At 64.7% G+C, this 26,962-nt stretch carries 29 protein-coding genes; 25 read left to right on the forward strand and 4 right to left on the reverse strand.

Annotation, left to right across the window (positions count from 1 at the left end):
• Positions 1-707: 707 nt before the first annotated feature.
• The 4 genes from AB7290_RS08180 to AB7290_RS08195 all read right to left on the reverse strand — a co-directional run bounded on the left by AB7290_RS08180 (position 708) and on the right by AB7290_RS08195 (position 5,087).
• Positions 708-1,343 carry a MarR family winged helix-turn-helix transcriptional regulator gene (locus AB7290_RS08180; RefSeq protein ID WP_028153455.1) on the reverse strand — a complete coding sequence of 212 codons (636 nt, stop codon included), beginning with the start codon at positions 1,341-1,343 and terminating at the stop codon, positions 708-710.
• An 849-nt stretch (positions 1,344-2,192) separates the two neighbouring features.
• On the reverse strand, positions 2,193-3,518 hold the full coding sequence (gene fliI / locus AB7290_RS08185) for a flagellar protein export ATPase FliI (protein ID WP_063981292.1): 1,326 nt from the start codon (positions 3,516-3,518) through the stop codon (positions 2,193-2,195).
• A 36-nt stretch (positions 3,519-3,554) separates the two neighbouring features.
• Entirely contained in the window at positions 3,555-4,283 is a 729-nt protein-coding gene (flgF, locus tag AB7290_RS08190) for a flagellar basal-body rod protein FlgF (RefSeq protein WP_071909949.1), read from the reverse strand.
• Between the two features lie 3 nt (positions 4,284-4,286).
• Positions 4,287-5,087, reverse strand: a complete 801-nt coding sequence (locus AB7290_RS08195) for a DUF1217 domain-containing protein (RefSeq protein WP_085405313.1) — start codon at positions 5,085-5,087, stop codon at positions 4,287-4,289.
• A 142-nt stretch (positions 5,088-5,229) separates the two neighbouring features.
• Here AB7290_RS08195 and motA point away from each other — a divergent pair, with 142 nt between their 5' ends.
• From motA to AB7290_RS08320, 25 genes are all read left to right on the forward strand, one after another.
• Complete coding sequence (motA, locus tag AB7290_RS08200; RefSeq protein ID WP_085405312.1) at positions 5,230-6,126, forward strand: flagellar motor stator protein MotA; 897 nt, start codon at positions 5,230-5,232, stop codon at positions 6,124-6,126.
• A complete protein-coding gene (locus AB7290_RS08205) occupies positions 6,123-7,064 on the forward strand; it encodes a flagellar motor switch protein FliM (RefSeq protein WP_028153460.1) in 942 nt (313 codons plus the stop codon). The genes motA and AB7290_RS08205 overlap by 4 nt, the downstream gene beginning before the upstream one ends.
• Positions 7,045-7,359, forward strand: a complete 315-nt coding sequence (locus tag AB7290_RS08210; RefSeq protein WP_063981296.1) for a hypothetical protein — start codon at positions 7,045-7,047, stop codon at positions 7,357-7,359. Before AB7290_RS08205 ends, AB7290_RS08210 begins: the two co-directional genes overlap by 20 nt.
• Positions 7,360-7,435: 76 nt before the next feature.
• The gene (gene fliN / locus AB7290_RS08215; protein WP_063981297.1) at positions 7,436-7,810 is read left to right on the forward strand and encodes a flagellar motor switch protein FliN; all 375 of its coding nucleotides are present in this window, start codon (positions 7,436-7,438) and stop codon (positions 7,808-7,810) included.
• A 2-nt stretch (positions 7,811-7,812) separates the two neighbouring features.
• The gene (locus AB7290_RS08220; protein ID WP_014492656.1) at positions 7,813-8,853 is read left to right on the forward strand and encodes a flagellar motor switch protein FliG; all 1,041 of its coding nucleotides are present in this window, start codon (positions 7,813-7,815) and stop codon (positions 8,851-8,853) included.
• 13 nt (positions 8,854-8,866) lie between these two features.
• Positions 8,867-9,952, forward strand: a complete 1,086-nt coding sequence (flhB, locus tag AB7290_RS08225; RefSeq protein WP_039153365.1) for a flagellar biosynthesis protein FlhB — start codon at positions 8,867-8,869, stop codon at positions 9,950-9,952.
• An 85-nt stretch (positions 9,953-10,037) separates the two neighbouring features.
• Positions 10,038-10,418 carry a flagellar basal body rod protein FlgB gene (gene flgB / locus AB7290_RS08230; RefSeq protein ID WP_014492658.1) on the forward strand — a complete coding sequence of 127 codons (381 nt, stop codon included), beginning with the start codon at positions 10,038-10,040 and terminating at the stop codon, positions 10,416-10,418.
• A gap of 11 nt (positions 10,419-10,429) precedes the next feature.
• Positions 10,430-10,846 carry a flagellar basal body rod protein FlgC gene (gene flgC / locus AB7290_RS08235; RefSeq protein WP_014492659.1) on the forward strand — a complete coding sequence of 139 codons (417 nt, stop codon included), beginning with the start codon at positions 10,430-10,432 and terminating at the stop codon, positions 10,844-10,846.
• A 2-nt stretch (positions 10,847-10,848) separates the two neighbouring features.
• A complete protein-coding gene (locus tag AB7290_RS08240) occupies positions 10,849-11,178 on the forward strand; it encodes a flagellar hook-basal body complex protein FliE (RefSeq protein WP_085405311.1) in 330 nt (109 codons plus the stop codon).
• Positions 11,179-11,195: 17 nt separating this feature from the next.
• Positions 11,196-11,984, forward strand: coding sequence for a flagellar basal-body rod protein FlgG (gene flgG / locus AB7290_RS08245; protein ID WP_085405310.1), 789 nt, complete (start codon positions 11,196-11,198; stop codon positions 11,982-11,984).
• 35 nt (positions 11,985-12,019) lie between these two features.
• Positions 12,020-12,475, forward strand: a complete 456-nt coding sequence (gene flgA / locus AB7290_RS08250) for a flagellar basal body P-ring formation chaperone FlgA (protein ID WP_063986113.1) — start codon at positions 12,020-12,022, stop codon at positions 12,473-12,475.
• Complete coding sequence (flgI, locus tag AB7290_RS08255) at positions 12,472-13,602, forward strand: flagellar basal body P-ring protein FlgI (RefSeq protein ID WP_063981299.1); 1,131 nt, start codon at positions 12,472-12,474, stop codon at positions 13,600-13,602. Before flgA ends, flgI begins: the two co-directional genes overlap by 4 nt.
• 67 nt (positions 13,603-13,669) lie before the next feature.
• Entirely contained in the window at positions 13,670-14,440 is a 771-nt protein-coding gene (locus AB7290_RS08260; RefSeq protein WP_063981300.1) for a MotE family protein, read from the forward strand.
• A complete protein-coding gene (gene flgH / locus AB7290_RS08265; protein ID WP_028153467.1) occupies positions 14,441-15,136 on the forward strand; it encodes a flagellar basal body L-ring protein FlgH in 696 nt (231 codons plus the stop codon).
• A 42-nt stretch (positions 15,137-15,178) separates the two neighbouring features.
• A complete protein-coding gene (locus AB7290_RS08270; protein ID WP_085405330.1) occupies positions 15,179-15,622 on the forward strand; it encodes a flagellar basal body-associated FliL family protein in 444 nt (147 codons plus the stop codon).
• Positions 15,619-16,359: a flagellar type III secretion system pore protein FliP gene (gene fliP, locus AB7290_RS08275; RefSeq protein ID WP_071909955.1), complete on the forward strand. Its 741-nt coding sequence runs from the start codon at positions 15,619-15,621 to the stop codon at positions 16,357-16,359. The genes AB7290_RS08270 and fliP overlap by 4 nt, the downstream gene beginning before the upstream one ends.
• 261 nt (positions 16,360-16,620) lie before the next feature.
• Positions 16,621-17,526 (forward strand): flagellin N-terminal helical domain-containing protein, encoded by a 906-nt coding sequence (locus AB7290_RS08280; RefSeq protein WP_071909957.1) that lies wholly within the window; start codon positions 16,621-16,623, stop codon positions 17,524-17,526.
• Between the two features lie 268 nt (positions 17,527-17,794).
• Positions 17,795-18,706: a flagellin N-terminal helical domain-containing protein gene (locus tag AB7290_RS08285; RefSeq protein ID WP_063981303.1), complete on the forward strand. Its 912-nt coding sequence runs from the start codon at positions 17,795-17,797 to the stop codon at positions 18,704-18,706.
• A gap of 272 nt (positions 18,707-18,978) precedes the next feature.
• Positions 18,979-19,887 (forward strand): flagellin N-terminal helical domain-containing protein, encoded by a 909-nt coding sequence (locus AB7290_RS08290; protein ID WP_063981304.1) that lies wholly within the window; start codon positions 18,979-18,981, stop codon positions 19,885-19,887.
• Between the two features lie 309 nt (positions 19,888-20,196).
• Positions 20,197-21,825: a flagellar basal-body MS-ring/collar protein FliF gene (gene fliF, locus AB7290_RS08295; protein ID WP_063981305.1), complete on the forward strand. Its 1,629-nt coding sequence runs from the start codon at positions 20,197-20,199 to the stop codon at positions 21,823-21,825.
• Positions 21,822-22,523: a hypothetical protein gene (locus AB7290_RS08300; protein WP_085405308.1), complete on the forward strand. Its 702-nt coding sequence runs from the start codon at positions 21,822-21,824 to the stop codon at positions 22,521-22,523. The genes fliF and AB7290_RS08300 overlap by 4 nt, the downstream gene beginning before the upstream one ends.
• Before the next feature lie 6 nt (positions 22,524-22,529).
• Entirely contained in the window at positions 22,530-23,870 is a 1,341-nt protein-coding gene (locus tag AB7290_RS08305; RefSeq protein ID WP_085405307.1) for a MotB family protein, read from the forward strand.
• Positions 23,867-25,054 carry a chemotaxis protein gene (locus AB7290_RS08310; protein WP_085405306.1) on the forward strand — a complete coding sequence of 396 codons (1,188 nt, stop codon included), beginning with the start codon at positions 23,867-23,869 and terminating at the stop codon, positions 25,052-25,054. The genes AB7290_RS08305 and AB7290_RS08310 overlap by 4 nt, the downstream gene beginning before the upstream one ends.
• Complete coding sequence (fliK, locus tag AB7290_RS08315; RefSeq protein WP_085405305.1) at positions 25,051-26,376, forward strand: flagellar hook-length control protein FliK; 1,326 nt, start codon at positions 25,051-25,053, stop codon at positions 26,374-26,376. The genes AB7290_RS08310 and fliK overlap by 4 nt, the downstream gene beginning before the upstream one ends.
• Positions 26,327-26,908, forward strand: coding sequence for a transglycosylase SLT domain-containing protein (locus AB7290_RS08320; protein ID WP_085405304.1), 582 nt, complete (start codon positions 26,327-26,329; stop codon positions 26,906-26,908). The genes fliK and AB7290_RS08320 overlap by 50 nt, the downstream gene beginning before the upstream one ends.
• Positions 26,909-26,962: the final 54 nt, after the last annotated feature.

Consider the following 26,962-nt stretch of genomic DNA (forward strand, 5'->3'; position numbering starts at 1 on the left):
AGTCGCGTCAACCGGCGCGGTGTCGGTGACTTTCGCAAGCGTGAGGGAGGCCAGAAGGAACTCGGCTCCCGGGAGAGCACGGCATAAGCCGTCCAACCATCGCGCAGGGAAGGCCGAGTGATTGGCACCACCTGTATGCTGCTGTGCGGTTTCCTTGCGCTACCTTTCGCGCAGCGGACCGCGGGTGCGAGGTCAGCACCCGGCCTTCCCTGCGCCCTCTTGGCTTCGAGGGTGGAGAGATCAAGCAAAGCTCGGGCGAGATGCGCCGCGAGAAGGCGATGGTGCGTCTGCGACCAGGCACTCGCTGTCGTCGCCCGGCTTGACCGGACGATCCAGCATTCCAGAGACGGCTGTGATTGAGCCGAGAGGCCGCGGCGTACTGGATTCCCCGCTTGCCGCCTACGCTAAAGCTTCGGCGGCCCTGGACCTCAGCCCCGGCGAAGCCTTGGCGTAGCCGGGTCGCGGGGAATGACAGTGGTACCTGGAGGACGACGGCGATGCCTCCTACTCCGTCATTGCTTTGCTGCGCTCGCAATAACGTTGCGGAGGGAGTGTGCGCCACTATGTTCCCGTGCCTGGTCAGCGCATCCGGGAGACCGGAGGAAACGAGTGTTTCAAAGAACGATACCGCTGAGAAACTTTACGCAAGCGCCGGCGATCGCATCCGCCCGAAACTTGCGCGTTCCATCACGTCGCGAACTCCCGCCTCATCCCTGGCTCGCCATGCGCGCGCGGTCGAGATGCCCCTCGATCTTCGGGCGGTCGCGGGTGCGCTCGAAGCTGGTGCAGAGGAGCTCGGTCTCCTCGAGGGAAACCGGGGCGCGGTACAGCCGGCACATGAATTCGGCGCTCGCGCGTCCCTTGCCCGTGCCGGGACTGCGTTCGGCGAGAAACATGCAGTCGCGGCAGATGCTGGCATCGAGCCGCTGATGGGCCGCGTCGAGATGATTGAGGATCTCGCGCAGCGAGTCGCGCAGCCTGACGCATTCGTCGGTGCCGAGAGACGTGACCGCGTTCACCACGTGATTGATCGGGTCGTGCTGGCTCAGGCATTTCTCGCCTTGCGCGGTGACGTGCAGCACGACGGACCGCTTGTCCTCGTGCGACGGCTTTCGCACCAGGAAGGACTTGGCTTCCAGCGTCTTCACGATCTGCGATGCCGTGGCCCGGGTCGCGCCGATGAAGCCGGCCAGCGCGGACGGCGTGCGCGAGAACCTGTTGGCGCGGTGAAGAAAGCGCAGCGCCATCCATTCCCGGTCGCGCAACCCGTGCTGATTGCCTTCGAAATACCAGGCTCTGGCCGCCTGAACCAGCAGCTCGACGGCCTCGCGTGCCAACGGCATAAATTCCTACCTTGCCCCGGATATCACGTCTGCGGCGCCCCGGAGCCGCCTTCCGTCGTTGCGCACCAGTCCTTCGCGAGAAGCCGTACCAACCACAACATCCGACACATGCGCAGAGCCAGGCTCTCGCGCGAAAGCACGGACTGTTCTGCCGCCGAACTCGACAGATGGACCCTGCGAGATACGGCGCGAGAAGCTGTGTCGATGATGGTGTGCCAATCGTGGCGTCGTCGAACGAAAGCCCGAGTTGCCGTCACAGCCGGACGATGGATCGGTATTGTTCAACCGTAGCCCCTGAAGTTCAAGTCACACGCAGACGTTTCTTGTATTCCATCGAAACGATGAATGAGCTTCTCAACAAAATCAAGTAGAGACGCTCCCGAAGACTGGCTGTCGCTCGAAGCGATTGTAACGTTCAAGACAATCTCGTTCGTCAGGACACATGATGGTGATCGTAATACGCAGTGTAACAAGCTACTTGCACGCAAATGTGCGACGGTTTGATTGCACGCCTGTTGCTGTCCGCCGTTGATGCAAATTGATGGAAGCTTGTGCATGACGGTGACGCGCAGCGGCGCGTCATCCACAACTTGCGCGATCCGTCACAGAATCGGCAATGGAACTCGTAGGGATTGCACGCAGCGGTTGTTGTGATAATGACAGCGAGACGGGTTCGCCGGATCGCTTTCGCCTCGGCGGCGCGATCTCCACCGAACGGCCGATGCTAGCGCGCGACGGAAAGCGGCAGTCGGCGACGGGTGCGCATGCGCCGGAGGCGCAGCGGTATGCGTGATCGACTGTCGCGATAATGAGCAGGACGACGACGACGGGCGCGCCGGCCGCGCCCGGCTAGTCGCCCTTGAGCATGTCTCGCAGCTCGCGGAATGGATCGGCGCTCGGCCCTGCCGAGGCGTCCTGCCGCATGGCGCTGTAGATCTTCGGAACCATGTCGACGGCCTGGTCGAGACCCGAATCACGCCCCGTCTGATATCCGCCCATCAGGCGAAGATCGCGCGTGTCCTCGTATTTGGCGATCATGGTGCGCAGCTTGCTCACCAATTCGCGCTCCTCGGGGTCCCAGACGTTGTGGGCGAGGCGGGAGACCGAGGCCAGAACGTCGACGGCGGGATAGCGCGCCTGGTCGGCGATGTGCCTGGAGAGCACGATGTGGCCGTCGAGGGTGCTGCGGATGGTGTCGGCGATCGGCTCGTTGTGATCGTCGCCGTCGACCAGCACGGAGAAAATGCCTGTTATCGTCCCGGATCCCTCCTCGCCGGGGCCGGCGCGCTCCAGCAGGCGGGGCAGGTCGGTGAAGACCGTCGGTGCGTAACCGCGTGCGACCGCAGGCTCTCCGGCGGCGAGGGCGACCTCGCGGGCGGCATGGGCAAAACGGGTGATCGAATCGACCACCAGCAGGACCGATTCGCCCCGGTCGCGGAAATATTCGGCGACCGCCATGGCGGTCTTCGGTGCCAGCCGCCGCATCATCGGGCTTTCATCTCCCGTCGATACGATGGTGATGGCGCGGCTGCGGTTGGCGCCGAGCACGTCCTCGATGAATTCGCGCACCTCGCGGCCGCGTTCGCCGACGAGCGCCAGCACGACGGTGTCAAAGCCCTGGCTGCGGGCCAGCATCGCCAGCAGCGTCGATTTGCCGACACCGGAGCCGGCAAAGATGCCGACGCGCTGGCCGGCGCAGATCGGGGCGAACAGGTCGATGACGCGCACGCCGGTGTGCAGCGGCTTGTGGACGCGCGCCCGCTTCATGGCCGCCGGCGCCTCGGCTTCCGCCGAGACGGTGCGCGATCCCGGGGTGAGGGGACCTTGTCCGTCGAGCGGCGCGCCGAGCGCGTTGATGACGCGGCCCTTCCAGCTCGGATCGGGCGCGAAGGACAGTGGCGGCATCCGGTAGGCGACCGAGCCGAGGCCGCCGGCGAACTGCCGGTCGAACGGCTTGGCGATGATGCCCTCGCTGTCGATCCGCACCACCTCGCCGATCTGGGGCTTGCCGCCGGAGTTGACGCCGATCAATTCACCAAGCCTGACGAAGCGCGACAGGCCGGAGACGCGGAAATGCGTCGGAGCGATCTCGGAGATCGCGCCGCTGACGCTGGCCAGGGGAGTGCTCTGCTGAAGCTCCAGCAGCGCCCACTCGAGTTGCCGAAGAGCGTTCAAGGAAACCGTCCACCCTCAATGCGCATGTAGCGCAGTCTATTTGCCCGGCTCGCCCAGCGTCCGGATTGCGTTCTGGAGCGAGCTCTCGGTGCCCTCGATCATCGAATTGGTGCCGTCGAAGGCGCGCGAAGCCGCGATCAGCTTGGTCAATTCCATCATCGGATTGGCGCTGGAGCCCTCGACATAGCCCTGCTTGAAGCCGTCGCGGGAGAAATCGGCGATGGCGGTCGCGGGCCGGTCCGGCGTGACGCCGGAATTGCCGTAGCGCTCGAGATTGGCATCGGCGGGAATGTTGAACAGGCCGATGGAGCCGATCTCGTTGTTGTCCTGGGTGATCGCGCCGCTGCGGGCGATCGCGATCGGTCCGCCGTTCGGGTCGAGCGTGATCTGCGCGCCGCCGGCATCGATCACGGGGAAGCCGGACACGGTCTGAAGGTCGCCGTTGGGGGCGAGCTGGAGGCGGCCGTCCCGCGTATAGACCGTGCCGTTCGGGCCGGCGAAGGCGATCCAGCCCTGTCCGACCACGGCGACGTCGAGCGGGTTGCCGCTCTCGGTGATGCTGCCCATCTCGCGCGAGATGATGTTGTCGCCGGGCGAGGAGAAGGCGACCGGGTTCGCGCCGGCCTTCGACAGCACGGTCTCGAACTTTACGACGTCGGTGCGGAAAGCCGCCGTGTTGACGTTGGCGACGTTGTTGGCGATCGTCTGGAGGCGCTTTTCGAGGGCGACCTGCGCCGACAATCCCACATAGAGGGCCGATTGCATGACTTACTTTCCGAACCGGATGGACTGAAGCTTCGCGAGCATGTCGGTATCCAGGCCGGCCATCGACGACGCGCCGCCGATCAGGACCAGCGCGGAGTTGGTCGAGTTGCCATTGTTGATGTCGTTCTGGGCCTGGGTCGCATCCCACATCGCGGCGAAGCGCTGCACGAACTTGGTGACCTTGGCCGGGTCCTGGAAATCGGTGAGGTCGATCTTGCTCGTGATCAACTTGGCCTGGGCGTCGATGTTTGCCGCGCTGATGGTCGACGGCAGGCCAAGCGCGGTCTGGACCACCTGCGTCATCGCCTTGTCGGCGAGGATCTGGTAGGAGGTGCTGATGGTGGAGGCCTTGCGGGTGAAATAGAGCGCCAGCCGCAGACCCTCGTTCTGGTCGCCGGCCTTCTCCTCCATCGTCTGCGTGACGTATTGGGTCGCCGTACCGGTCGTGGCGGCGGCGGTCTGGGTCGCTTTGTCGCCGAGGGCGGCGAAATTGAAGGCGGCGGCGAACTGCCGGTAGCGGGTGTCGGTCAGCTTGTTGGCGAAGCTCTTGGAGTCGGAGACACCCTCGGTCAGCACCTTGCGCATGAACGCCTTGGCATAGGTCATGTCGCTGAGACCAAAGGCCTTCATCGCGTAGGAGTAGAGGCGATAGTCCTTCAGGAAGTCGTCGATCGTCTTCACATTGCCGATATGGCTGAGAAAATAATCGGTGTCGCGGCTGACGTCCGGCTGGGCCGCGACCTGCGTCAGCGATTTACCCATGTCCTTGGTCAGTCTGGTGTAGTCCGCGATCGTGGATAGCATGGCACGCGCCCCTCTGGCCGCCGTTGCGACTTCGTCTCAAGCTGCCGCCAATTGCTTGCGCGGGGCTGGCGACCACGAAGCCAGCCTCGCGCAAGCGTCGCCGACTAGATATTCCCGATGGGATCGGCGATGGAGTGGCGCGTTGCTCAGTTTCGTGGGGATTTTCATCACGGTAGCGGCACTGCTCGGCGGATTTGCCGCCATGGGCGGGCATCTGGCCGTGCTCATGCAGCCGTGGGAATTCGTGATCATCCTGGGCACCGCGATCGGCACCTTCATCGTCGCCAATCCGTGGAAAACGGTCGTTGATACCGGCGTGGCCTGCATGCAGGCCATCACCGGCGCGGTGCCGAGCGAGCGCTATTACCTCGATCTGCTCGGGGCGCTCCATGCCCTGATGCGGGAGCTCCGGGGCAAGGGCCGCAACGAGGTCGAGGCGCATATCGACGATCCCGCGTCCTCGGAGATCTTCAAGGCGTTCCCGAGCGTCCTCGGTGATCCGCCGTTGCTGCAGTTCATCTGCGACTATGTCCGCCTCATCATCATGGGCAATGCGCGCACGCACGAGATTGAAGCGCTGATGGACGAAGAGATCCACACCATCGTGAAGGCCAAGCTGGCGCCCTACAATTCGATGGTGGTCGTGTCCGAGGCGCTGCCGGCGCTCGGCATCGTCGCCGCCGTGCTCGGCGTCATCAAGGCCATGGGCGCGCTCGACCAGTCGCCGAAGCTCCTTGGCGGCTTCATCGGCGCGGCGCTCGTCGGCACCTTCGCCGGCATCTTCCTGTCCTACGGCGTCCTCTCGCCCTTCGCGATCAAGATCAAGATGACGCGAGAGAAGCGCTGCCGGCCCTATATCATCGTCAAGCAGACGCTGCTGGCGTTCATGAACGGCGCCATGCCGCAGATCGCAGTCGAGCACGGTCGCAAGATGATCGCGAGTGGCGAGCGGCCGTCGATCGACGTGGTCGAGAACGAGACGATTGCAGGTCCCAAGGCCGTCGCGACCGAGACTGAACCGAAGGCTGCCCGCGCATGATGACGGAAGACCTCGACGTCGATCAGCGGAAGCAGTTGCCGAACTACCTGCTGGACGCCGCCGGCATATCGATCGAACGCATGCCGATGCTCAATGTGATCTTCGATCGCATGGCGGCGTCGTGCACCGACAGCCTGCAGCCGATGGCCGGAACGCCGTGCTACTTCTCCGTCAACGGCATCACCAACGACCCGCTCGGCGACATCATCAAGGACTATGAGGGCAACGCGGTTGCCGCCGTGCTCTATGCCGAGCAGTGGGACTCGCGCGTCATCATCATGCTGGATCGCGACTTCGTATTCACCATGGTCGAGGCGATGTTCGGCTCCGACGGCGCCGAACCGCCGCTCGACGTCGAACGCACCTTCTCGAACATCGAGATCCGGCTGGTCCAGGCACTGTTTGAGCGGTTCGCCAAGGCGCTGCAGGGCGCCTTCGCCGGCACCTCCAATGTCACCTTCCGTGTCGAGCGAGTCGAGACGGCGATGGCGTCGCTCGCGATTGGGCGCGCCAGCAATATGTCGATCTGCGCGAACATGATGGTGCAGGCGCTCTATCGCGGCGGCCAGATGTTCCTGATCATTCCGCACTCCGCGCTCAATCCGCTCAGGCAGAAGCTCGCCCACGTCGTCGTCAGCGACGGCCGCGCGGCTGATCCGCGCTGGCGCGAGCAGATGGAGAGCGAGGTTCACCGTACCGAAGTGACGCTGAGCGCGGTGCTCGACGAGAAGATGATTTCCCTCGAGGACGTCGTGCAATTCAAGGTGGGGCAGGTTCTGGAGCTCGAGGCCACGCCACGCACGCTGGCCCGGCTCGAGAGCAACAACCAGGTGCTGTTCTGGTGTCAGATCGGCCAGCTCGATGGCTATTACGCCATGCAGGTGGCGGATCCCGTCGATCAGAAGCGGGAGTTCGTCGATGATATCCTATCTCGTTGATGCCGTGCTGCTGATCGCGCTGGCGTTCACCAGCATGAGGGTGACCCGGATGCACCGCGAATTGGCGCGGCTGCGCAGTTACCAGGGCGAGTTCTCGACCATCGTCCACGAGACGGCGGGCGCCTTCGACACCGTCATCACCGCCGCGCATGATTCCACTGCAAATCTCGGCCGGCTCGCCAATGTGCTGAGCACGAAGATAGATCAGGCCCACGAGGCGATTGCGGCGCTCGACGCGCGGAGCGGGCTCCAACCGGCCTCAACCGTGAGCGGCGCCGAGGCGAACAAGCATTGAATTCGGGACTTGCAGAACACGTGCGATCGGACCGTCGCGGCGCTCCGGGAGCGGAAATACCAAGAGGCGATACCAAATGGCGCAATCTTTCGACTATGAGTCTGCATCGGCATCGGGAGAGACCGATGCGTCTCCGCTGGAGCGGCTGGCGGAGATCGCCGCGCGCACGGCGGAGGAAACCGGCAAATTCGCCAATGTCGATGCCATCCTGCGCATTCCCGTCACGATGCAGGTGGTGCTGGGATCAGCGACCATTCCGGTCGCGAACCTGATGAAGCTCGGCCGCGGCGCGGTGGTTCCACTCGATCACCGCGTCGGCGAGCCCGTCGACGTCGTGGTCAATGGCCGCGTCGTTGCCCGCGGCGAAGTGGTCGTCGTCGAAGAGGACAATTCCCGCTTCGGCGTCTCGCTCACAGAGATCGTCGGACCGCTGGGGCAGGGTGATACCTGATCATGGCGGCACAGGTCGGCGTCGCTCCTATCAAGCAGCGAGGCGTTGCCACGCTAGGCGGAACGGAAAAGGTCGCGGCACTCCTGCTGGCCATGGGCCGGCAGGCGGCCGCGAGCGTGCTCTCGCAGTTCGAGCCGCAGGATATCCGCATCGTCACCAAGGCCGCGGCCGAGCTGCGGCCGATCACCGCGCAGGAGCTCGAGTCGATCGTCGAGGAGTTCGCTCAGCAGTTCTCGATGGGCGCCAACATTCTCGGCACCATCGGCGGTCTCGAAGCCGTGCTGGGCGACGTGCTGCCGGCCGACCAGGTCTCGGCAATCATGTCGGACCTGCTCGGCAATTCGAGCCGGTCGGTGTGGGACCGCGTCTCGTCGGTGTCGGAAAACTCGCTGGCGACGTACCTCTCCAAGGAGCATCCGCAAACCGCGGCGCTGATCCTGTCCAAGGTCAAGCCGTCCTGCGCCGCCAAGGTGATGAGCCAGCTGCCGTCGAGCCTGCGCAATGAGCTGATGCGGCGCGTCCTCAGCCTCAAGCCGATCGTCGACGACGCCATGAAAGTCCTCGAGAAGACCTTGCACGAGGACCTGACGCTCAATTTCGCCCGCAACCTCGGCGCCGACACCTACGCGCGCGTCGCGGACATCATCAACAAGATGGAGCGCGGCCATATCGAAGACATGCTGAAGAGCTTGTCGGAGAAGCGTCCGAAGTCGGCCGAAGTTCTGAAGGAACTGCTGTTCACCTTCGACGACGTGGTCAATTTGACCCCGAAGGCGCGCACCATGATCTTCGACCAGGTGCCGACCGATCGCATCGTTATCGCGCTGAAAGGCACGGACAAGCATTTCCGCGAACTCATCCTGTCCTCGGTTGCCTCGCGCGTCCGCCGCGTCGTCGAGCACGAACTCGCCATCGGCGAGCCGTCGAACCAGCGCGATGTGCTGGAGGCGCGTCGCGTCATCACCGACCTTGCACTCGACCTGGCGGAAAAGGGCGAAATCGAGCTCAACCCCGAGCAGGAGGACGAGCTGGTCTTCCGCTGACCGCTGAACGGGCATGGCAGAAACATCCGATCAGGAGAGCAAGACAGAAGAGCCGACCGAGAAGAAAGTCCGCGATTCGCTCGAACAGGGCAAAATCCCGGTCTCTCGGGAGGCTTCTATCTTCGCCTCGATGGCCGCGCTGATGGTGATCCAGGCGTTCCTGATCGGCCAGGGCGTACAGCAATTGACGCCGACGCTGAAGAGCCTGCTCGACGATCCCGAAGGCTTCCCTCTCAGCAACGGCGCGGACGCGCGCAACCTGCTCACGGTGGTGGGCCTCGAGGCGTTGCGATTCCTGGTGCCGCTGGTCGTCACCCTGGCGGTGTTCGGCCTCGCCGCATCGTTGCTGCAGAATGCGCCGCGCCTGGTGCTGGAGCGCATCAAGCCGCAGCTGTCGCGAATCTCCCCGATCAGCGGCTGGAGCCGGCTGTTCGGAACGCAGGGCCTCGTCGAATTCGCCAAGTCGCTGTTCAAGCTCGTCTCGGTGACGGTCGTCGTCGTGTTCGTGCTGCGCTCGTCCGAAGCCAGGGCGTTCGAGGCGATGTACACGGATCCGGTCGCGCTGCCGGAGATGATTCTCAACATCGCGATGCGGATCGTCTCGGCGATCTGCATCGCCACCATCGTCTTGGTCGCGATCGATCTCGCCTGGGCGCGCTTCCACTGGCGGCGCGAGCTGCGCATGACCAAGCAGGAGATCAAGGACGAACACAAGCAGGCGGAAGGCGATCCTCTGATCAAGGCGCGCCTGCGCTCGCTGGCGCGCGACCGGTCGCGCCAACGCATGATCGCGTCCGCCTCGCGCGCGACGCTGGTGATCGCGAACCCGACGCACTTCGCGATCGCCCTGCGCTACAAGCGCGAGGAAAATGCAGCGCCCATGGTCGTCGCCAAGGGCATGGACGTGATCGCGCTGAAGATCCGCGAAGTCGCGGAGCAGAACCGGATCCCGGTGATCGAGAACAAGGCGCTGGCGCGCGCGCTCTATGAGGCGGTTCAGGTCGACCAGGTGATTCCGGCGGAATTCTTCCGGCCGGTCGCCGAGATCATCTACTTCCTGCAGTCCAAGCAGGCGCCGCGGACCGAGAAGGTTCAGTAGATTTCCGAGCATAGCGTCGGCTGCATCAGCCTGACGAAAGCTTGCGGCCCTAAACTTAATCTTAAGAAATCAGCATGGGGCCGTCGTGGGACCGCTTTATCTCTTCGAACTCGCATCGTCGCAGGCGCGGTACCTCGAGCTCCGCCAGTCGACCATCGCGACCAACGTCGCCAACGCCAATACGCCGGGCTTCAAGGCGCGCGACGTCGAGCCCTTCAACAAGGTGCTCGACGCCACGCCGGTCAGGCTCGCGACGACGTCGCCCTCGCACATGCAATTGTCCGCGGCCGAGACCGATACGCGGAAGACCGCGAAGAAGGACAGCTGGGAAGTGGTTCACTCCGGCAACTCCGTCAGCCTCGAGCAGGAAATGATCAAGGGCAGCGACGTCAGTCGCGACTACTCGATGAACTCGGCGGTCGTGCGGTCGTTCCACCGCATGCTGCTGTCGAGCGCGAAGAGCTGAGGTGAATTGACATGCTGGACTCACTGCAAGCGTCATTGACAGTCGCGAGCTCCGGGCTCGAAGCGCAGTCGACGCGCATGCGCATCGTTTCGGAAAACCTTGCCAACGCGACCTCGACGGGGCGCACGGCCGGCGCCGATCCGTATCAGCGCAAGACCATCACCTTCGATGCCGCCATGGACCGCGCCTCGGGCGCGCAGCTTGCGAAGGTCAAGGAGATCGGGGTCGACACCACGCCGTACCGCGTGGAGTACGAGCCGGGACATCCCGCCGCCGACAAGGCCGGTTACGTCAAGCTGCCGAACGTCAACATGATGATCGAGATGGCCGACATGCGGGAAGTCAACCGATCCTATGAAGCCAATCTCCAGGTCGTGAAACAGGTGCGGTCGATGCTGGGCATGACCATCGACCTGCTGAGGAGCTGACAATGCTTGAGGCAATTTCATCCACCGCGATTTCCGCCGGGCAAGCGGCGAGCCGCGCGACCGAGACGCAGGCCATCGCGCCGGCGGCACCGACCGCCATTCAGTCCACCGACGATGTCGGATTCGAATCGGTGATGAAGCAGGTGACGACGGACGCGATCGGGACGCTGAAGGCGGGCGAAGCGGCGTCGATCTCGGCGATGCAGGGCAAGGAATCGACCCGGAAGGTCGTGGAGGCGCTGATGTCGGCCGAGCAGGCCTTGCAGACCGCGGTCGCGGTTCGCGACAAGATCGTGCAGGCCTACCAAGAAGTCGTCCGGATGTCGATTTGATCTGAGGGAATGAAGCTGTGAAATCGCTCGCCATTGCGGCCACGGGCATGAACGCCCAGCAGACCAACATCGAAGTCATCGCGAACAACATCGCCAACATCAATTCGACGTCGTACAAGCGTGCGCGCGCGGAATTCACCGATCTGTTCTACCAGATGGACCGCATGCAGGGCGTCGCGAACGTCAATGGCTCCTCGCCGATCCCGGAAGGCTCCAATCTCGGCCTCGGCGTCAAGTCGACGGCCATCCGCAAGCTGCACATCCAGGGCGCGCTCACGCAGACCGGCAACCCCTACGACCTCGCGATCAACGGCCGCGGCTGGTTTCAGGTGCTCGGCCCGAACAACGAGGTGCAATACACCCGCGCCGGCTCGTTCAGCCCCAACGCCAACGGCCAGCTCGTCACCACCGACGGCTATCTGCTGGATCCCGCAATCACGATACCGCAGGGAACGGTTCAGGTCGTCGTCAACCAGACCGGACAGGTGTTTGCCAAGCTGGATACGGAAGTGAACCCGCGGCAGATCGGCCAGCTCAACCTCGCCAATTTCGCCAACGAAGCGGGCCTCGAGCCGCTCGGCAGCAACCTCTATCGCGAGACCACGGCGTCCGGCACGCCGGTCGTCGGACTGCCGGGCGATTCCGGATACGGCAAGCTCAACCAGCAATATCTCGAAGCCTCGAACGTCGACCCGGTCAAGGAAATCACCGAGTTGATCTCGGCGCAGCGCGCCTACGAAATGAACGCCAAGGTCATCCAGGCCTCGGATGAAATGGCCCAGACGGTCTCGAAGGGCATGCGCTAGTTCCGGTGTTCTCGATGTCGAACAGGGTGGGCTTGATGGTGCGCGGGTTGGCCGCCGTGCTGCTGGTTCTCGTCTCGGCGCGCCTCGCTGCGGCCGAGGAGAAGCGGCTTCCCGTGCCGGCCGTGTCGATCCGCGCCGGCGAGCTGATCCGGGACGACATGATCACGGAACGTGCCTTCGCGCCGAATGTGCTCGGCGTTGCCATGTTCATCGAAGGACGCCAGATCCTGGTCGGACGCATGGCACGGCGCGCGCTGCTGCCGGGCCAGCCGATTCCGACCAATTCGGTGGAGGATCCCTGGACGATTGCCCGCGGCGCCATGGTCAAGGTCGTGGTGGAAGACAGCGGCCTGTCGATCGTCACCTACGGCGCGGCGATGCAGTCGGGCGCGACCGGCGCGCTCATCCCGGTGCGAAACACCGACACCGGCGTGATCATCAGAGGCGTCGTCCAGCCGGACGGCACCGTCAAGGTCGTGGATGGATCATGACCAGATTCCTGCTTGCGCTCATCCTGCTCGTTTCCGCCGCCAGCGCCCAGGCGGCCGTCCGCATCAAGGACATCGCGGACATCAAGGGATTGCGCGAAAACCAGATCGTCGGTTACGGCCTCGTCATCGGCCTGAACGGCACCGGCGACACGCTCCGCAACGCTCCGTTCACGGAGCAGTCCCTGCAATCGATGCTCGAGAACATGGGCATCAACGTCAGGAACGAAACCACGAGCACCAACAATCCCCCGCGTCCGACGACGCTGCGCACACGCAACGTCGCAGCCGTCATGGTGACCGCGGATTTGGCGCCCTCGATCGGGGCGGGCGAGCGCATGGACGTGACCGTATCGTCGCTCGGCGATGCGACCTCGCTGCTCGGCGGCACGCTGGTGATGACGTCGCTGCGGGCGGCGGACGGCGCGGTCTATGCGGTGGCGCAAGGCGCGGTCACGGTCGCCGGTTACAGTGTGGGAGGGCAGGCACAGAACGTCAGCCAGGGCACGCCGACGGCGGGCCGCATCCCGAACGGTGCGCTGGTCGAGCGCGAGGTGCAGGGAAGCCTCCACGAGATGGAGTTCCTGGTGCTGGAGCTCAAGAACCCTGATTTCGTCACCGCGACACGCATTCTCGACGCCATCAACGGTTACGCCGGTGGCCGCTACCGCGCGCAGATCGCCTTCGAGCGCGACTACCGCACCATCGTGCTGTCGAAGCCGCGCCATATCGGCCCCGTCCGCTTCCTCGCCGAAATCGGCGAGTTGACGGTCGAGCCGGACACGCCGGCGCGAGTGGTGATCAACGAGCGGACCGGTACGGTGGTGATCGGGCGCGACGTGCGCATATCGACCGTCGCCGTGACGCATGGCAACCTGACGGTTCGTGTCACCGAGCTTCCCGTGGTGTCGCAGCCGGCGCCGTTCTCGCGAGGGCAGACGGTGGTCGTTCCCCAGACGGTGGTCGAGGCCAACGAGGCCGGATCGCAGGTGGCGATCCTGAGCGGCGTCGACCTCCAGCGCCTGGTGCGCGGGCTGAACCAGATCGGCTTGAAGCCGTCGGGCATCATCGCGATCCTCCAGGCGATCAAAACGGCCGGCGCACTCCAGGCCGACGTCATCGTGCAATGATGCACAAGCGTCGTGCAAGCTTGGTCGCTCAATGCTCAGGTCTCGACCGAGAATCGCACGCGGCCCGATGCTGAAGCTGGATCACAAAGCCAAACTCCTCCTCCTGGTCGCGGCCTGCGCGCTCGGATGCGCTTCGCCCGTTCTGGCGCTGGATGAGGCCAAGCCGTCGAAGCCGCTCAACCTGCTGTCGTTCGCGCGTGCCCGCGCGCCCGGACCGCAGAAGCCGTATCCGGCGGCCTCGTCGATACCGGGCGACAATGCGTCGTTCCGGGCGACGGCGTGGGCCGCCGAAGATTCCGGACCTGCGATCACGGGGGCCGTGCCGGCTCCCGAGAAGCCCGCGCCAGCGCCCGCAGTCGCGCCCGCGCGCCCGGCCAAGCCGGGCAGCGTCACGGCGCCGCCGAAGCCCGCACCGGCACAGGCTGCCGTACCTGCGGACAATGAGGTCGCCCTGTTCTGCAGCAATGTCGCCGACCCCGCCGTCGATGCGCGGCTGGCCTGGCAGCTCAGGGAGCTGGAGAAGGCCGAGACCCAGCTCCGGGAGCGGATCGCCGAGGTCGAGGCCAAGCGCGCCGAATACGAGAAGTGGATGGCGCTGCGTGACGACTTCCTGAAGAAGGCCGAAGCCAGCGTCGTCGAGATCTATTCGCGCATGAAGCCGGATGCCGCGGCGACCCAGATCGCCGGGATGGCGGACGAGACCGCCGCCGCCGTGCTTGCAAAACTCAGTCCGAGGAGCTCGAGCGCGATCTTCAACGAGATGGAGACGGCACGCGCGGCGCACCTTGCCGATCTGCTCGGCGGAATGCGTCGCGTGGATGACGGAAAGACCAAATAGATGAAGAATCTGATCCTCATCCTGCCGCTCCTGATGCTGACCGGGTGCATCGGCGATCCCGCGGAAGTGCTGACCGGTCCGCGACTGTCGCCGGTCGGCACCGGCCTGAGGACACAGGCCGATCCGATTCCGGTGACGCCCCGCATGCGTACGCCCGTCAGCTATCGCTCGACCTGGGACGACGGCACGGATCTCTATCGCGATCCCCGTGCCCGGCGCACCGGCGACGTCGTGACCGTCATCATCTCGATGCAGGACAAGGCCAAGCTCGACAACAAGACCGATCGTTCGCGCGATTCGCAAATCAAGTTCGGGCTGGATTGGCTGATGGACGTCGCCGGATGGCAGGACAAGGGCTCGACCAGCGCCAATCTGAACACCAACACCCAGATCAAGGGGAACGGTCAGATCGATCGTACCGAAGACATCAAGCTGTCGATTGCCGCCATCGTCACCGACGTGTTGCCCAACGGCAATATGATGATCAGCGGCTCGCAGGAGTTCAAGGTCAATACCGAGATGCGCGTGCTCAACGTCGGCGGCATCGTGCGTCCGCGCGATATCTCGCGCACCAACACGATCTCCTACGAGAAGATCGCTGAGGCACGCGTGGCTTATGGCGGTCGCGGAAATCTGTCTGACGTGCAGCAGCCTGGATGGGGACATCGGATCTATGACGCCGTGGCACCATTCTGAGAATCGCGCCGACCGCGCCGCGCCGCGAGGGCAGGGGACGTGATGCGCCTGATTGCGGCCATTGTGGTGCTGACCCTGATCGCGATCGGTGCGGGCGCGGTTGCCGGCCTGCAGCTGTTCGCGGCCGCGGAGCGCGCCGCCGACGCGAAGAAGAGCGCCACGCCGCCGCCCCTTGCCACGAGCTACGCCGGCAGTGCACGGCTGAGAAAGCTGTCCCCGATCGTGACCAATCTCGCCGCGCCGGCCAACAACTGGGCCCGTGTCGAAGCCTCCATGGTGACCGAGAGCATGAGCGACGAGGATGCCGGCATCCTGGCCGCCCATATCAGCGAGGACATCGTGACCTATCTGCGGTCGGCATCGGTTGGCCAGTTCGAGGGATCGCGGGGTCTTCAGCATCTGCGCGACGACCTGACGGAGCGCGCCAATATCCGCTCGTCGGGCAAGATCCGCGAATTGATCATTGAGACCTTGGTGATTCAGTGAGAGTGAGAGTCCTGCTGCTCGCGTTGGTTCTGGTCGTGCTGCCCGAGGTGGCGCTGGCCCAGATTCCGGACCTCAACTCGCTGCTGCCGCCGGGCAACGGCTCCACCAGCGGCCGCATCATCCAGCTGATGGCGGTGATCACGGTGATGTCGGTGGCGCCGGGACTGCTGATCATGGTGACGAGCTTCACGCGATTTGCGGTGGCGCTGTCGTTCCTGCGCTCCGGTCTCGGCCTTCAGACCACGCCGGCCAATCTGGTGCTGATCAGCCTCGCGCTGTTCATGACCTTCTACGTGATGGCGCCGACCTTCGACCGCGCCTGGGAAACCGGCGTCCAGCCGCTGATGAAGAACGAGATCTCGGAGGAAGAAGCTTATCTGAAGATCACCGATCCGTTCCGCGAGTTCATGCTGGCCCATGTCCGCGACAAGGATCTCCAGACCTTCGAGGCACTCGCCGCGGAGAGCTTCCGCAAGAAGTTCGACGACAAGCGCATCGACATGCGCGTCATCATTCCGGCCTTCATGATCTCCGAGCTCAGGCGTTCGTTCGAGATCGGATTCCTCATCATCCTGCCGTTCCTGGTCATCGACATGATCGTGGCGACGCTTACCATGTCGATGGGCATGATGATGATGCCGCCGACGATCATCGCGCTGCCGTTCAAAATGCTGTTCTTCGTGTTGATCGACGGCTGGAACCTGCTGGCCTCCGGACTGGTGCGGTCGTTCTCGTAGCGACCGCGATCGCCGGCCGGTTATGGTTAGCGAAAAGTGCCGGTCTATGGTTAGCAGAGGGTAATGTTAACTATATGATATTACAGCGAAATTCAAGCCGATCTTAATCTCGGCGCAAGATTCGACGTGCTAGCAATGCGGCACGGCGGGTTGGACCCCACCCACATCAGTCCAAAGGCATGATGCCGCCCCTCCGTACCGGTGAAAGCCCGGTATGTCCCCTCGTGAAAATGTAACGCGTACATCAAAGGGACATTCGCAATGTCAAGCCTGCTTACGAACTCGACCGCCATGACCGCGCTCCAGACCCTGCGGTCTGTCAGCTCGCAACTCTCCACCACGCAGAACCGGATCTCGACCGGCCAGCGCGTGGCCACCGCTTCCGACAACGCCGCCTACTGGTCGATCGCAACGTCGATGCGCGCCGACAACGCCGCGCTCTCCGCCGTCTCCGACTCGCTCGGTCTGTCGGCTGCGACGGTCGACACCGAATATACCGCTCTGACCACGGTTATCGGCAACAAGGACTCCGGCCTGACCAAGCTGCAGGCGCTGCTGGTCGAAGCCAAGACCGCTGGTATCGACCGCACCAAGATCCAGGCGGACGTCACCCAGATCCAGCAGCAGATGAAGGCGACAGCCAATGCGGCGACCTTCAACGGCGTGAACTGGCTGAGCACGACCGCCACTACCCCGGCGACCGTGAACCTGGTGTCGTCGTTCTCCCGCGTCGGCAGCACGCCGACCACGGGCTCGATCACCCTGACCACCGCCAACTACTCGCTCTACACCGCGACCCAGGGCGGCTTCCTGGACAAGGTGAGCGGCGCGGCGTCGATCGACACGCTCAGCATCGCGGCGCTGACCGACTCCGCGGCTGACCAGACCACGCTCGATGGCTACATCGCGCAGGTCACGGCCGGGATCAACTCGGTGGCCTCGGCCGCCGCCGACCTCGGCGCCGTCAAGACCCGTATCTCGACCAACACGGACTTCGTGAAGTCGCTGATGGACTCGGTTGATCGCGGTATCGGCCAGCTCGTCGACGCCGACATGAACCAGGAGTCCACCCGCCTGGCGGCCCTCCAGGTCCAGCAGCAGCTCGGCGTGCAGGCGCTCTCGATCGCCAACAACAGCAGCCAGAGCATCCTGTCGCTGTTCCGCTAAGCCTTAGACCATCTGGGGAGGGCCGCGCTTCTCGCGAAGCGCGGCCCTTTCGTTTGGTGTGTTGCCGCGCGCACGCCGCAAATTCGGCTGCCCTGTTGCAGTCCGGGCACAGAGCCACAAGCCTCGCACAAGCTTCGCGCGCTATCGTCGCCGCTACGACAGGTTGGGCCTGCTTTTTCGCCGCCCAAAGGCATGACGCCGCCCTGTCGTACCGGTGCAAGCCCGGTATGTCCCCAAAAACAGTTCAATCTTCAAAGGGACATCAAAAATGGGTTCAAGTCTGCTCACCAACTCGTCTGCAATGACTGCGCTGCAGACCCTCCGCAATGTCAGCTCGCAGCTCGCGACCACGCAGAACCGGATCTCGACCGGCCAGCGCGTGGCCACTGCTTCCGACAACGCCGCCTACTGGTCGATCGCGACGTCGATGCGCGCCGACAACGCCGCGCTCTCCGCCGTCTCCGACTCGCTCGGTCTGTCGGCTGCGACCGTCGACACCGAATACACCGCTCTGACCGCGGTTGTCGGCGACAAGACCGGCGGCCTGACCAAGCTGCAGGCGCTGCTGGTCGAAGCCAAGACTGCTGGTATCGACCGCACCAAGATCCAGGCCGACATCACCCAGATCCAGCAGCAGATGAAGGGTACCGCCAATGCGGCGACCTTCAACGGCGTGAACTGGCTGAGCACGACCGCGACCACGCCGGCGACCTTCAACCTGGTGTCGTCGTTCTCGCGCGTCGGCGGCACGCCGACGATCGGGTCCATCACCCTGACGATCGCCAACTACTCGCTCTATACCGCGACCCAGGGCGGCATCCTGGACAAGGTGAGCGGCGCTGCATCGATCGACACGATCAGCATCGCGGCGCTGACCGACTCGACGGCTGACATGACCACGCTCGATGGCTACATTGCGCAGGTCACGGCCGGGATCAACTCGGTGGCCTCGGCCGCTGCCGATCTCGGCGCCGTCAAGAACCGCATCTCGACCAACACGGAGTTCGTCAAGACCCTGATGGACTCGGTGGATCGCGGTGTCGGTCAACTCGTCGATGCCGACATGAATGCGGAATCGACCCGCCTTCAGGCCTTGCAGACCCAGCAGCAGCTCGGCGTTCAGGCGCTCTCGATCGCCAACCAGAACAGCCAGAGCATCCTGTCGCTGTTCCGCGGCTAAGCCTCAAAACCATCCGGGAAGGCCGCGCTTCTCGCGAAGCGCGGCCTTTTCATTTGGCGTACGCTCGTCACGCGTCGTGACCTCCTGGCTCACGTGTTGCGGTCCAGCCACGTCGCCACAAGCCTCGCACAAACTTCGCGCGCTATCGTCGCCGCTACGACAGGTTGGGCCCGCTCTTCGGCCGCCCAAAGGCATGATGCCGCCCCGCCGTACCGGTGCAAGCCCGGTATGTCCCCAAAATCAATTCAATCCGTTTCAAAGGGACGTCAAGAATGGCCTCGAGCCTGCTTACCAACTCCGCTGCAATGACCGCGCTCCAGACCCTCCGGAGCGTCAGCTCGCAGCTCGCGACCACGCAGAACCGGATCTCGACCGGCCAGCGCGTGGCCACTGCTTCCGACAACGCCGCCTACTGGTCGATCGCGACGTCGATGCGCGCCGACAACGCCGCGCTCTCCGCCGTCTCCGACTCGCTCGGTCTGTCGGCTGCGACCGTCGACACCGAATACACCGCTCTGACCGCGGTTGTCGGCGACAAGACCGGCGGCCTGACCAAGCTGCAGGCGCTGCTGGTCGAAGCCAAGACCGCTGGTATCGACCGCACCAAGATCCAGGCCGACATCACCCAGATCCAGCAGCAGATGAAGGGTACCGCCGATGCGGCAACCTTCAACGGCGTGAACTGGCTGAGCACGACCGCCGCCACCCCGGCGACCTTCAACCTGGTGTCGTCGTTCTCGCGCGTGGGCGGCACGCCGACGATCGGGTCCATCACCCTGACGATCGCCAACTACTCGCTCTATACCGCGACCCAGACCGGTATCCTGGACAAGGTGAGCGGCCCGGCGTCGGTCAACACGATCAACATCTCCGCGCTGACCGACTCGACGGCTGACCAGACCACGCTCGATGGGTACATCACGCAGCTCACCACTGCGATCAACTCGGTGTCCTCGGCCGCCGCCGACCTCGGCGCCGTCAAGAACCGCATCTCGACCAACACGGAGTTCGTCAAGACCCTGATGGACTCGGTGGATCGCGGTGTCGGTCAACTCGTCGACGCCGACATGAATGCTGAATCGACCCGCCTTCAGGCCCTTCAGACTCAGCAGCAGCTCGGCGTTCAGGCGCTCTCGATTGCCAACCAGAACAGCCAGAGCATCCTGTCGCTGTTCAAGTAAGCTTCGGCTTTGGAAACAACCGTGCTCCCCCCGGGAGCACGGTCCCTGCCATGACCGGCGGGTGTGGCGGCACAAGATGTGCCCGTAATGGAAGTTCTTCCGACGCCAGACGTCATGCAACACGCCGCAGCCGATTGCGCTGCCATGCGCCCGTGCGCCCGCTTGTTGCTGCTGAGTTGATCGCGTCGTCCAGGACCCTTGTAAAATTGCAACGCCTCGCCCGCGAACCGACACATTCGCCTCCTCGCGCAACCTTCAGACAAGGTTGGCAGCGGAGTGTCCCATACGTTCGCATTGGTACGAGGTCACATGCTGCTCAGTCGTGCGCAGGTACAGCAACTGCTCAACAATCTGCTGGAGCTTGGGCCGCGACGCCTGATGGCCTTGGGACTGATCGGCTTTGCCGTTCTCGTCACCGTCGTCGGCGGCGCCTATTATCTGAGCCGGCCTGAGTTCGAAACGCTCTATACAGGCCTGAATCGCGAAGACGTGACGCGCATCGGCGCCGCGCTGCGCGAGCAGAATATCACATTCGACGTCAATACGGCCGGCGACGCCATCTCGGTGCGCCCGAGCCAGACCATGCAGGCGCGGATGCTGCTTGCCGAGAAGGGGCTGCCGACCAGCGCCAATTCCGGCTACGAGCTGTTCGACAAGATCGGCTCGCTCGGCCTGACCTCGTTCATGCAGGAAGTGACCAAGCTGCGGGCGCTGGAAGGCGAGATCGCGCGCACCGTGCAGTTGATGAAGGGCGTCAAGGCGGCGCGGGTGCATATCGTGATGCCGGTGCGCGGCTCGTTCCGGGCGACGCAGCAGCCGCCTTCGGCGTCGGTCGTACTGCGCACCGACGGCGCGATCGAGGCGCGCACGGCGCAGTCGATCCGCCACCTCGTCGCGGCGGCCATTCCCGGCATGAGCCGCGACAAGGTGACGGTGCTGGATGCCGATGGTTCGATGCTGCTCGCCGAAGAGGACGAAGCCAGCGCGGCCCCGACCAAGATGGCGAGCCTCCAGAAGACGGTCGGCGGGATGGTGCAGGAGAACATCCGCAAGGCGTTGACGCCATATCTCGGTCTGGACAATTTCGAGGTGAGCGTCGCGCCGCAGCTCTCCACCGACAAGCGGCAGACCAACGAGACGGTCTACGACCCGGAGAGCCGCGCCGAGCGTTCGGTCCGGAACGTGCGCGAGAAGGAATCGTCGCAGAATGCGGACCGTTCGACGCCGACCACGGTGCAGCAGAACCTGCCGGACCAGCAGGTGAATAGCGGCGGCACGAAGAATTCCAGCGAGGACAAGACCCGCCGCGAGGACGTCACCAATTTCGAGGTATCGTCCAAGACAACGACGACGGTGAGCGACGGCTATTTGGTCAAGAAACTCTTCATCGCCGTGCTGGTCAATCGCGCGCGGCTCGTCGCCGATCTCGGCGACAAGAGCAACCAGGCGATCGTCGACAGCAAGCTCGCCGAGATCAGCCAGCTCGCGGCGACGGCAGGCGGACTGGACAAGCAGCGCGGCGACCAGATCCAGGTCACGGCCGTCGACTTCATCGAAGGCTCGCGCGAACTGGCGCCGGTGCCGCCGATCAGCTTCGTCGAGATGATCAACAAGCAGCTCGGCAGCGTCATCAATGCGGTCACCATCCTGGCCGTTGCCTCGATGCTGGTCTGGTTCGGCCTTCGCCCCGCGGTCAACGGCATTCTGACGCATCGCGCAGCGCAGGAGCAGACCGAGGCGGCCGAGGCCGCCGAGCTCGAGGCTGCAACGGCCCTTGCACTGGCCGACAGTCAGGACCCCGAGCTCAACCTCGTCGAGGATCTCGAAGGCAAGATGCAGCGGACGCCGCAGAAGCGGCTGGAGCAGATCGTCCGGCTCGATCAGATGCAGGCGGCAGCAATCCTTAAAGACTGGATGCGACGCGAGGAGGCAGCATGAACGCGGCTATCGGAAAACTCCTGACGCAGTTCGACGCGAATGGGCGGGCCAAGTCTCCGCCGCCGCCTCCGCCCCCCAAGATCCAGGATGTGCTGACAAGGCCGATGGAGGTGCGGCGCGAGCCTCAGCCTCAGCCGCCGCGTCAGGTCCAATCGCAGCCGCAGCTTCAATCGCCGCTTCCGGCGCCCGAGGCGGAAGCTCCGTCGGCCAATCTTCTCGAAGATGCCTATCGTCGCGGTCACGCCGCCGGTGTCGCGGAAGGCGATGCCAGGGTCGCCGAGGAGCGCGTTCGCAGCGCGATCCGGCTCGGCGAGGAGCGGGCCAAATGGTCCGACCAGCAGGCGGCCACGATCGTGGGCGGCTTCGAGACGGCCTGCCGCGAGATCGAAACCAACATCGCAAGCTCGGTTGCGCGGATATTGCTGCCTTTCCTCGCCGACGCCGTCCGTGACAAGGCGATCGGATCGCTGGTCGAGCAGATCGCAGCGCTGACCGGCAATTCGCCGGTGCCGGTGTTCAAGATCACCGGCCCGGGCGAATTGCTCGATCTGGTGCGCTCGCAGCTCCAGACGGCCCGGCGAACCGGGATTGAATACGAAGCCGCCGACACTTTCGAGGTCCGTGTTGTCGCCGACCAGACCGTGATCGAGACGCAGATTGCGGCGTGGAGCGAACGTCTGAACGAGGCGCGCCGGTAGTCCGCCATGGAAGAAGTCAAGCACGAGCTGGTGATCATCCGCAGGCGCAGCGCCTTCGCCGAGGAGGCGCATCACGGTGGCGTCTGGAAGATCGCGTATGCGGACTTCATGACCGCGATGATGGCGTTCTTTCTGGTCATGTGGCTGCTCAATGCGCTCAACCAGGACCAGAAGCAGGTGGTCGCGAGCTATTTCAACCCGATCAAGCTCGCGGAGAACGCACCCGCTCCGAAGGGCCTCAAGGATCTCAGCAAGAAGGAGCCGACGCAGTTCGAAGGCCAGGACGGCAAGCGTCAGCCGGCCGGGCCGAACGAAGAACGTCGCGGAGACTCGCCGACGGCGGAGAAGCCTGCCTCCTTCGAAGAGAAGGTTCTGTTCCGCGATCCCTATGCGACGCTTGCCGAGATCGCCAACAGCGCGAACCAGGCCTCGGGCCAGCGCCGTGCCGGCGCGCTGACCTCCGCCGAAGAGGACGGCCTCAAGGGCGGCGATGCCTACCGCGATCCCTTCGATCCCGGCTATTGGAAGTTGACGCCGCAGACGTCCAAGGATGCGGATCACTTCGTCGACAGCGAGCCAAAGCCGAACGCGTCCGCGCGCGACAACGCGTCCGGGACAGGTCAGGGCGAGCCGCAGGCGCAACGTGCCAAGCAGGACGATGCCGGCGGAAGCGTGGCGCCGAACGCGGACGCGTCGTCTGCAAGCCTGTCGCCCCTGCTGCCGCCGGGGCCTGCGCCTTCGCAGGCTCAACGCGATGGCAGTGCCCAGGCAAATGCGCCGCAACCGGGCGCCCAGGCTGGCGCTCAAGCCAATGCCGCCGCGCAGCCACGCCCCGGCGATCAAGCGAAGAATTCCGAATCGCGCGATGCGGCACAGACCCAGCAGCCGACCGTCAAGCAACTACAGTCCGCGATCGCGGATGCACTATCGGACATCAAGGCCGGTGCGGGCCCGGTGGCCGAGGTGCGCCAGGTCGAGGAAGGCCTTCTGATCAGCCTGACCGACGATGCGAGCTTCGGGATGTTCGCGGTCGGCTCGGCCGAGCCGCGGCCTGAGCTGATTCGCGTGATCGACAAGATCGGGCCGCTACTGACGAAGCGCCAGGGCATGATCATCGTCCGCGGCCACACCGACAATCGGCCGTACAAGTCCGAGAATTACGACAATTGGCGGCTGTCGACCGCGCGCGCGCAGATGGCTTACTACATGCTGGTCCGGTCCGGTGTCGATGCGCAGCGGATCGAGCATGTCGAAGGCTACGCCGATCGGCGGCCGAAACTCACGAATGATCCTGCTGCCGCTCAGAACCGCCGGATCGAGATCCTGATCCGGGAGAAGCGCCCTTGATCAGGCCGCTCCTGCGCGCCGCGCTGCTGCTGCTGCCGTTCACGACGGTGTGCGCGTTTGCCGATCCGGCACCGTCCCCGGCATCAACCTCGGGCGAGCCCTATGAGCTCGTGCGCACCTTGCAGACGGTGCAGGATGGCATTGCCCGTGGCGACACCGCTGCGCATGGCAGCCACATCGCGCTGACCCGGCAGGTCGGCGAAAAGTTCCTCGCCGCCGATCCGGGCGTGTGGGGCAACGCGCAGAACGGCCAGGCCGTCATCATCTACTTGCTCAGCGGCGGCGGGCCGCAGGTCGTCCGAAAGCTGCCGCGCGACAAGCTGAACGTCGACGAGCGGCTGTTCAATGGTGCGCTGGCCTATGTCGAAGGCCGCCAGGACGAAGCGCGCGAACTGCTCAAGGACGTCAAGCCGCGCACGCTGCCAACAGGCCTGGGCGGACAGGTCGCGCTGGTCCAGGGCGCGCTGTTCGCGCGCGCCGAGGCATCGCTCGCGATCGAGCGCCTGGACGACGCGCGGCTGCTGTTGCCGGGCACGCTGGTGGAGGAGGCGGCACTGCGGCGCGAGATCCTGCTGGTCGGGCAGGCCGAGGATTTCGACAAGTTCGAGTTCCTGACGCTCGCCTATATCCGCCATTACCGCAACTCGGTCTATGCCGGGGACTTCTGGCAGCGCTTCGCCTCCGGCCTGACGCAATCGAGCATTGCTCTCGACGAGCGCCGCTTTGCGCGGATCGTCACTCTGCTGGAGCAGATCGACCGCGCGAGCCGCCTCAAGCTTTATCTCGTGATCGCGCGCACCGCGATGGTGCATGGACGGCTGGCGGTGACCCGGCTTGCAGGCGAGCGTGCGCTGACGCTTAGCGCCGACGCGTCGGAGGATCGCGAGCGCGCGCATTTCTTCCGCGGCGTCTCGCGGGCGCTCACTGACGAGTATGACGGCGGTGTGGCCGAGTTGAAGGCCCTCGACCGCTCGAAGTTGCCCGAGCGCGACGTTCCGTTGCTAAATGCGACGTTGCAGCTCGCACTCGATGTCCGCAAGCCGTTCGCGGGCGGATCCACCGCCGCCGCCGACAAGCCTCCGGTCACGCCGGCGCGTCTCGATCTCGCCGCGTCGACCGAGACGCTTGCACGCGCGCGGAAGCAGCTCGGCGAACTCGAACGCCTTACCAGGGATCGCCCATGACGAAGCTCAGTGGAACCTCCGGACAGGTCTTTTCGGGTCTCGCCGAAAGCCTCAACGTGCGCGGCGCATCGCGCTCGGGAAAATCCGCCGGAACGAAATCGCCGGCAGATTCGTCGTTCAACGATCTGCTGCACACCGTCTCGAATCTCGCGAAGCGGGCGCTCAACGACGAGGGCGGCAACACGAGCGCGAAGGCCGGATCGTTGCGCACGCACCTCGCGCGCCCGGCCGACAAGGACAAGACGGCGCGCGAACGCACCGAGGCCGACGACGAGTCCGAACCCATTCGCAAATCGTCCGACGAGAAAACTGAAAGATCGCCGGAGACGCAAACTCCGGTCGACCACGGCGCGAAGACCGATGTTTCGGCCCGATCGAGCATTCCGGCGGTCGTCGAACAGCAGTTCGCCGCCGTGCCGGCCGTGAAGCCGCTGCTGCAATCGCCGGCGGGCGACAAGAAGGACGCGCCTGCGCGCGACGAGCGCTCTGCCACGACGAAGCGTGAGGTCCAGGGCACCGCGAAGGTCACCTCTGCCGAGCCCGCGCCGCCCGCTGCCGCTTCAACGGGCACGCGCTCGCAGGCCGCGCCTTCGCAGGCGGCGGCAGCCGCGCAACAAGGCAGCGATGTGTCGTCGAAGCCAATGCCCGCGACGCAAGGCTTCGAGGCCGTCACGGCCAATGTCGAGCGCGCCGTCAAAGCCTCGGCGCGGGACGCATTGCCCGAAGCGACCAAGGTTACCGTGGTCCAGCAGGAGACCCATCTGCCACCGGCGCAGTTCAGCGCCCCGCAGCAAGTCGCCAACGCAGTCGTCGCCGAGCTGAAGGAATCGCCGGCTCCGACGGCGTCCACCGCCCCCGATCTCGCGACGTCGCAGACCAATGCGCCTGAGCCGCTCAAGATCCTGACGATCAATCTCGAACCGCCGGCGCTCGGCAACGTCACGGTACGCCTTCGCCTCGTCGGCTCGGAGGTTTCAGTTCACCTCGCGGCCGCGCGCAAGGACACCAGCCTGATGCTGGATCAGCAGCGCGACTCGATCCGCGATCTCATGCAGTCGGCGGGCTATGTCGCCGACGTCGCGCCCGTGCAGCACGGCTCGCTGGACGGATTCCAGAGCGGCTCCGGCCAGCCGCAGCCGCAGCTCTCCGGCCAGCAACAGCCATCGTCGCAGTCGCAAGGCACGTTCGGCGGCGCCGGCACGTCGTCCGGGCAATCGGACAGCGGTGCGAAGCAGGCCCGGCAGGAGCGCCAGTCCAACGAGGAGACGCGTCATGACCAGGACGTGGGGCCGCATACTCGCCGCGGCCCTGTTTATCTGTAGCGCGGGCGCCGCGGCAGCGGCGACCGACAACGCGCGCCCTTGCGAGCGCGAGATGGCGCGCGCGTCCCAGCAGCATGGGATTCCGCTCGGCATTCTCTATGCGGTCGGCCTCACCGAGACCGGACGGCGCGGTTCGCTCCACCCTTACGCGCTCGGCGCCGACGGCCAGACCGTGTTCGCCAAGGACATGAACGACGCGATCGCGAACTTCGAGACGATGCGCAGCAAGGGCATCAAGCTGATCGACCTCGGCTGCATGCAGATCAACCATTATTATCACGGCGACAAGTTCACGTCGGTGCGCGCGATGTTCGATCCCGCGAAGAACGTTGAATACGCCGCGCGCTTCCTGAAAGAGCTGAAGCAGCGCGAGGGCAGCTGGACCATGGCGGTCGCGCGCTACAACGCAGGCCCCAACAATCAGCCCGCGCAGAAGCGCTACGTCTGTCACATCGTCGCGCATCTCGTCTCCAGCGGCTTCGGCGCGTGGACCGACAAGGCGCGCTCGTTCTGTCAGCCGAAGACGACATGACCGCTACAACCTGAAAGTTGTGCACGGATCCCAATCATCAGCTCCGCGCAAGCA

Origin of the sequence: Bradyrhizobium sp. 613_E4_N2_2 (genome assembly GCF_052075995.1) — a bacterium.
GTDB lineage: Bacteria > Pseudomonadota > Alphaproteobacteria > Rhizobiales > Xanthobacteraceae > Bradyrhizobium > Bradyrhizobium barranii.

Coding starts and splice junctions, on each gene's coding strand:
- AB7290_RS08180 (WP_028153455.1), bottom strand. CDS start 1,343: ATGCCGTTGGCACGCGAGGCCGTCGAGCTGCTGGTTCAGGCGGCCAGA.
- flgF (WP_071909949.1), bottom strand. CDS start 4,283: ATGCAATCGGCCCTCTATGTGGGATTGTCGGCGCAGGTCGCCCTCGAA.
- AB7290_RS08195 (WP_085405313.1), bottom strand. CDS start 5,087: ATGCTATCCACGATCGCGGACTACACCAGACTGACCAAGGACATGGGT.
- AB7290_RS08205 (WP_028153460.1), top strand. CDS start 6,123: ATGATGACGGAAGACCTCGACGTCGATCAGCGGAAGCAGTTGCCGAAC.
- AB7290_RS08210 (WP_063981296.1), top strand. CDS start 7,045: ATGATATCCTATCTCGTTGATGCCGTGCTGCTGATCGCGCTGGCGTTC.
- fliN (WP_063981297.1), top strand. CDS start 7,436: ATGGCGCAATCTTTCGACTATGAGTCTGCATCGGCATCGGGAGAGACC.
- AB7290_RS08220 (WP_014492656.1), top strand. CDS start 7,813: ATGGCGGCACAGGTCGGCGTCGCTCCTATCAAGCAGCGAGGCGTTGCC.
- flhB (WP_039153365.1), top strand. CDS start 8,867: ATGGCAGAAACATCCGATCAGGAGAGCAAGACAGAAGAGCCGACCGAG.
- flgC (WP_014492659.1), top strand. CDS start 10,430: ATGCTGGACTCACTGCAAGCGTCATTGACAGTCGCGAGCTCCGGGCTC.
- AB7290_RS08240 (WP_085405311.1), top strand. CDS start 10,849: ATGCTTGAGGCAATTTCATCCACCGCGATTTCCGCCGGGCAAGCGGCG.
- flgA (WP_063986113.1), top strand. CDS start 12,020: ATGGTGCGCGGGTTGGCCGCCGTGCTGCTGGTTCTCGTCTCGGCGCGC.
- flgI (WP_063981299.1), top strand. CDS start 12,472: ATGACCAGATTCCTGCTTGCGCTCATCCTGCTCGTTTCCGCCGCCAGC.
- AB7290_RS08260 (WP_063981300.1), top strand. CDS start 13,670: ATGCTGAAGCTGGATCACAAAGCCAAACTCCTCCTCCTGGTCGCGGCC.
- flgH (WP_028153467.1), top strand. CDS start 14,441: ATGAAGAATCTGATCCTCATCCTGCCGCTCCTGATGCTGACCGGGTGC.
- AB7290_RS08270 (WP_085405330.1), top strand. CDS start 15,179: ATGCGCCTGATTGCGGCCATTGTGGTGCTGACCCTGATCGCGATCGGT.
- AB7290_RS08280 (WP_071909957.1), top strand. CDS start 16,621: ATGTCAAGCCTGCTTACGAACTCGACCGCCATGACCGCGCTCCAGACC.
- AB7290_RS08285 (WP_063981303.1), top strand. CDS start 17,795: ATGGGTTCAAGTCTGCTCACCAACTCGTCTGCAATGACTGCGCTGCAG.
- AB7290_RS08290 (WP_063981304.1), top strand. CDS start 18,979: ATGGCCTCGAGCCTGCTTACCAACTCCGCTGCAATGACCGCGCTCCAG.
- fliF (WP_063981305.1), top strand. CDS start 20,197: ATGCTGCTCAGTCGTGCGCAGGTACAGCAACTGCTCAACAATCTGCTG.
- AB7290_RS08300 (WP_085405308.1), top strand. CDS start 21,822: ATGAACGCGGCTATCGGAAAACTCCTGACGCAGTTCGACGCGAATGGG.
- AB7290_RS08305 (WP_085405307.1), top strand. CDS start 22,530: ATGGAAGAAGTCAAGCACGAGCTGGTGATCATCCGCAGGCGCAGCGCC.
- fliK (WP_085405305.1), top strand. CDS start 25,051: ATGACGAAGCTCAGTGGAACCTCCGGACAGGTCTTTTCGGGTCTCGCC.
- AB7290_RS08320 (WP_085405304.1), top strand. CDS start 26,327: ATGACCAGGACGTGGGGCCGCATACTCGCCGCGGCCCTGTTTATCTGT.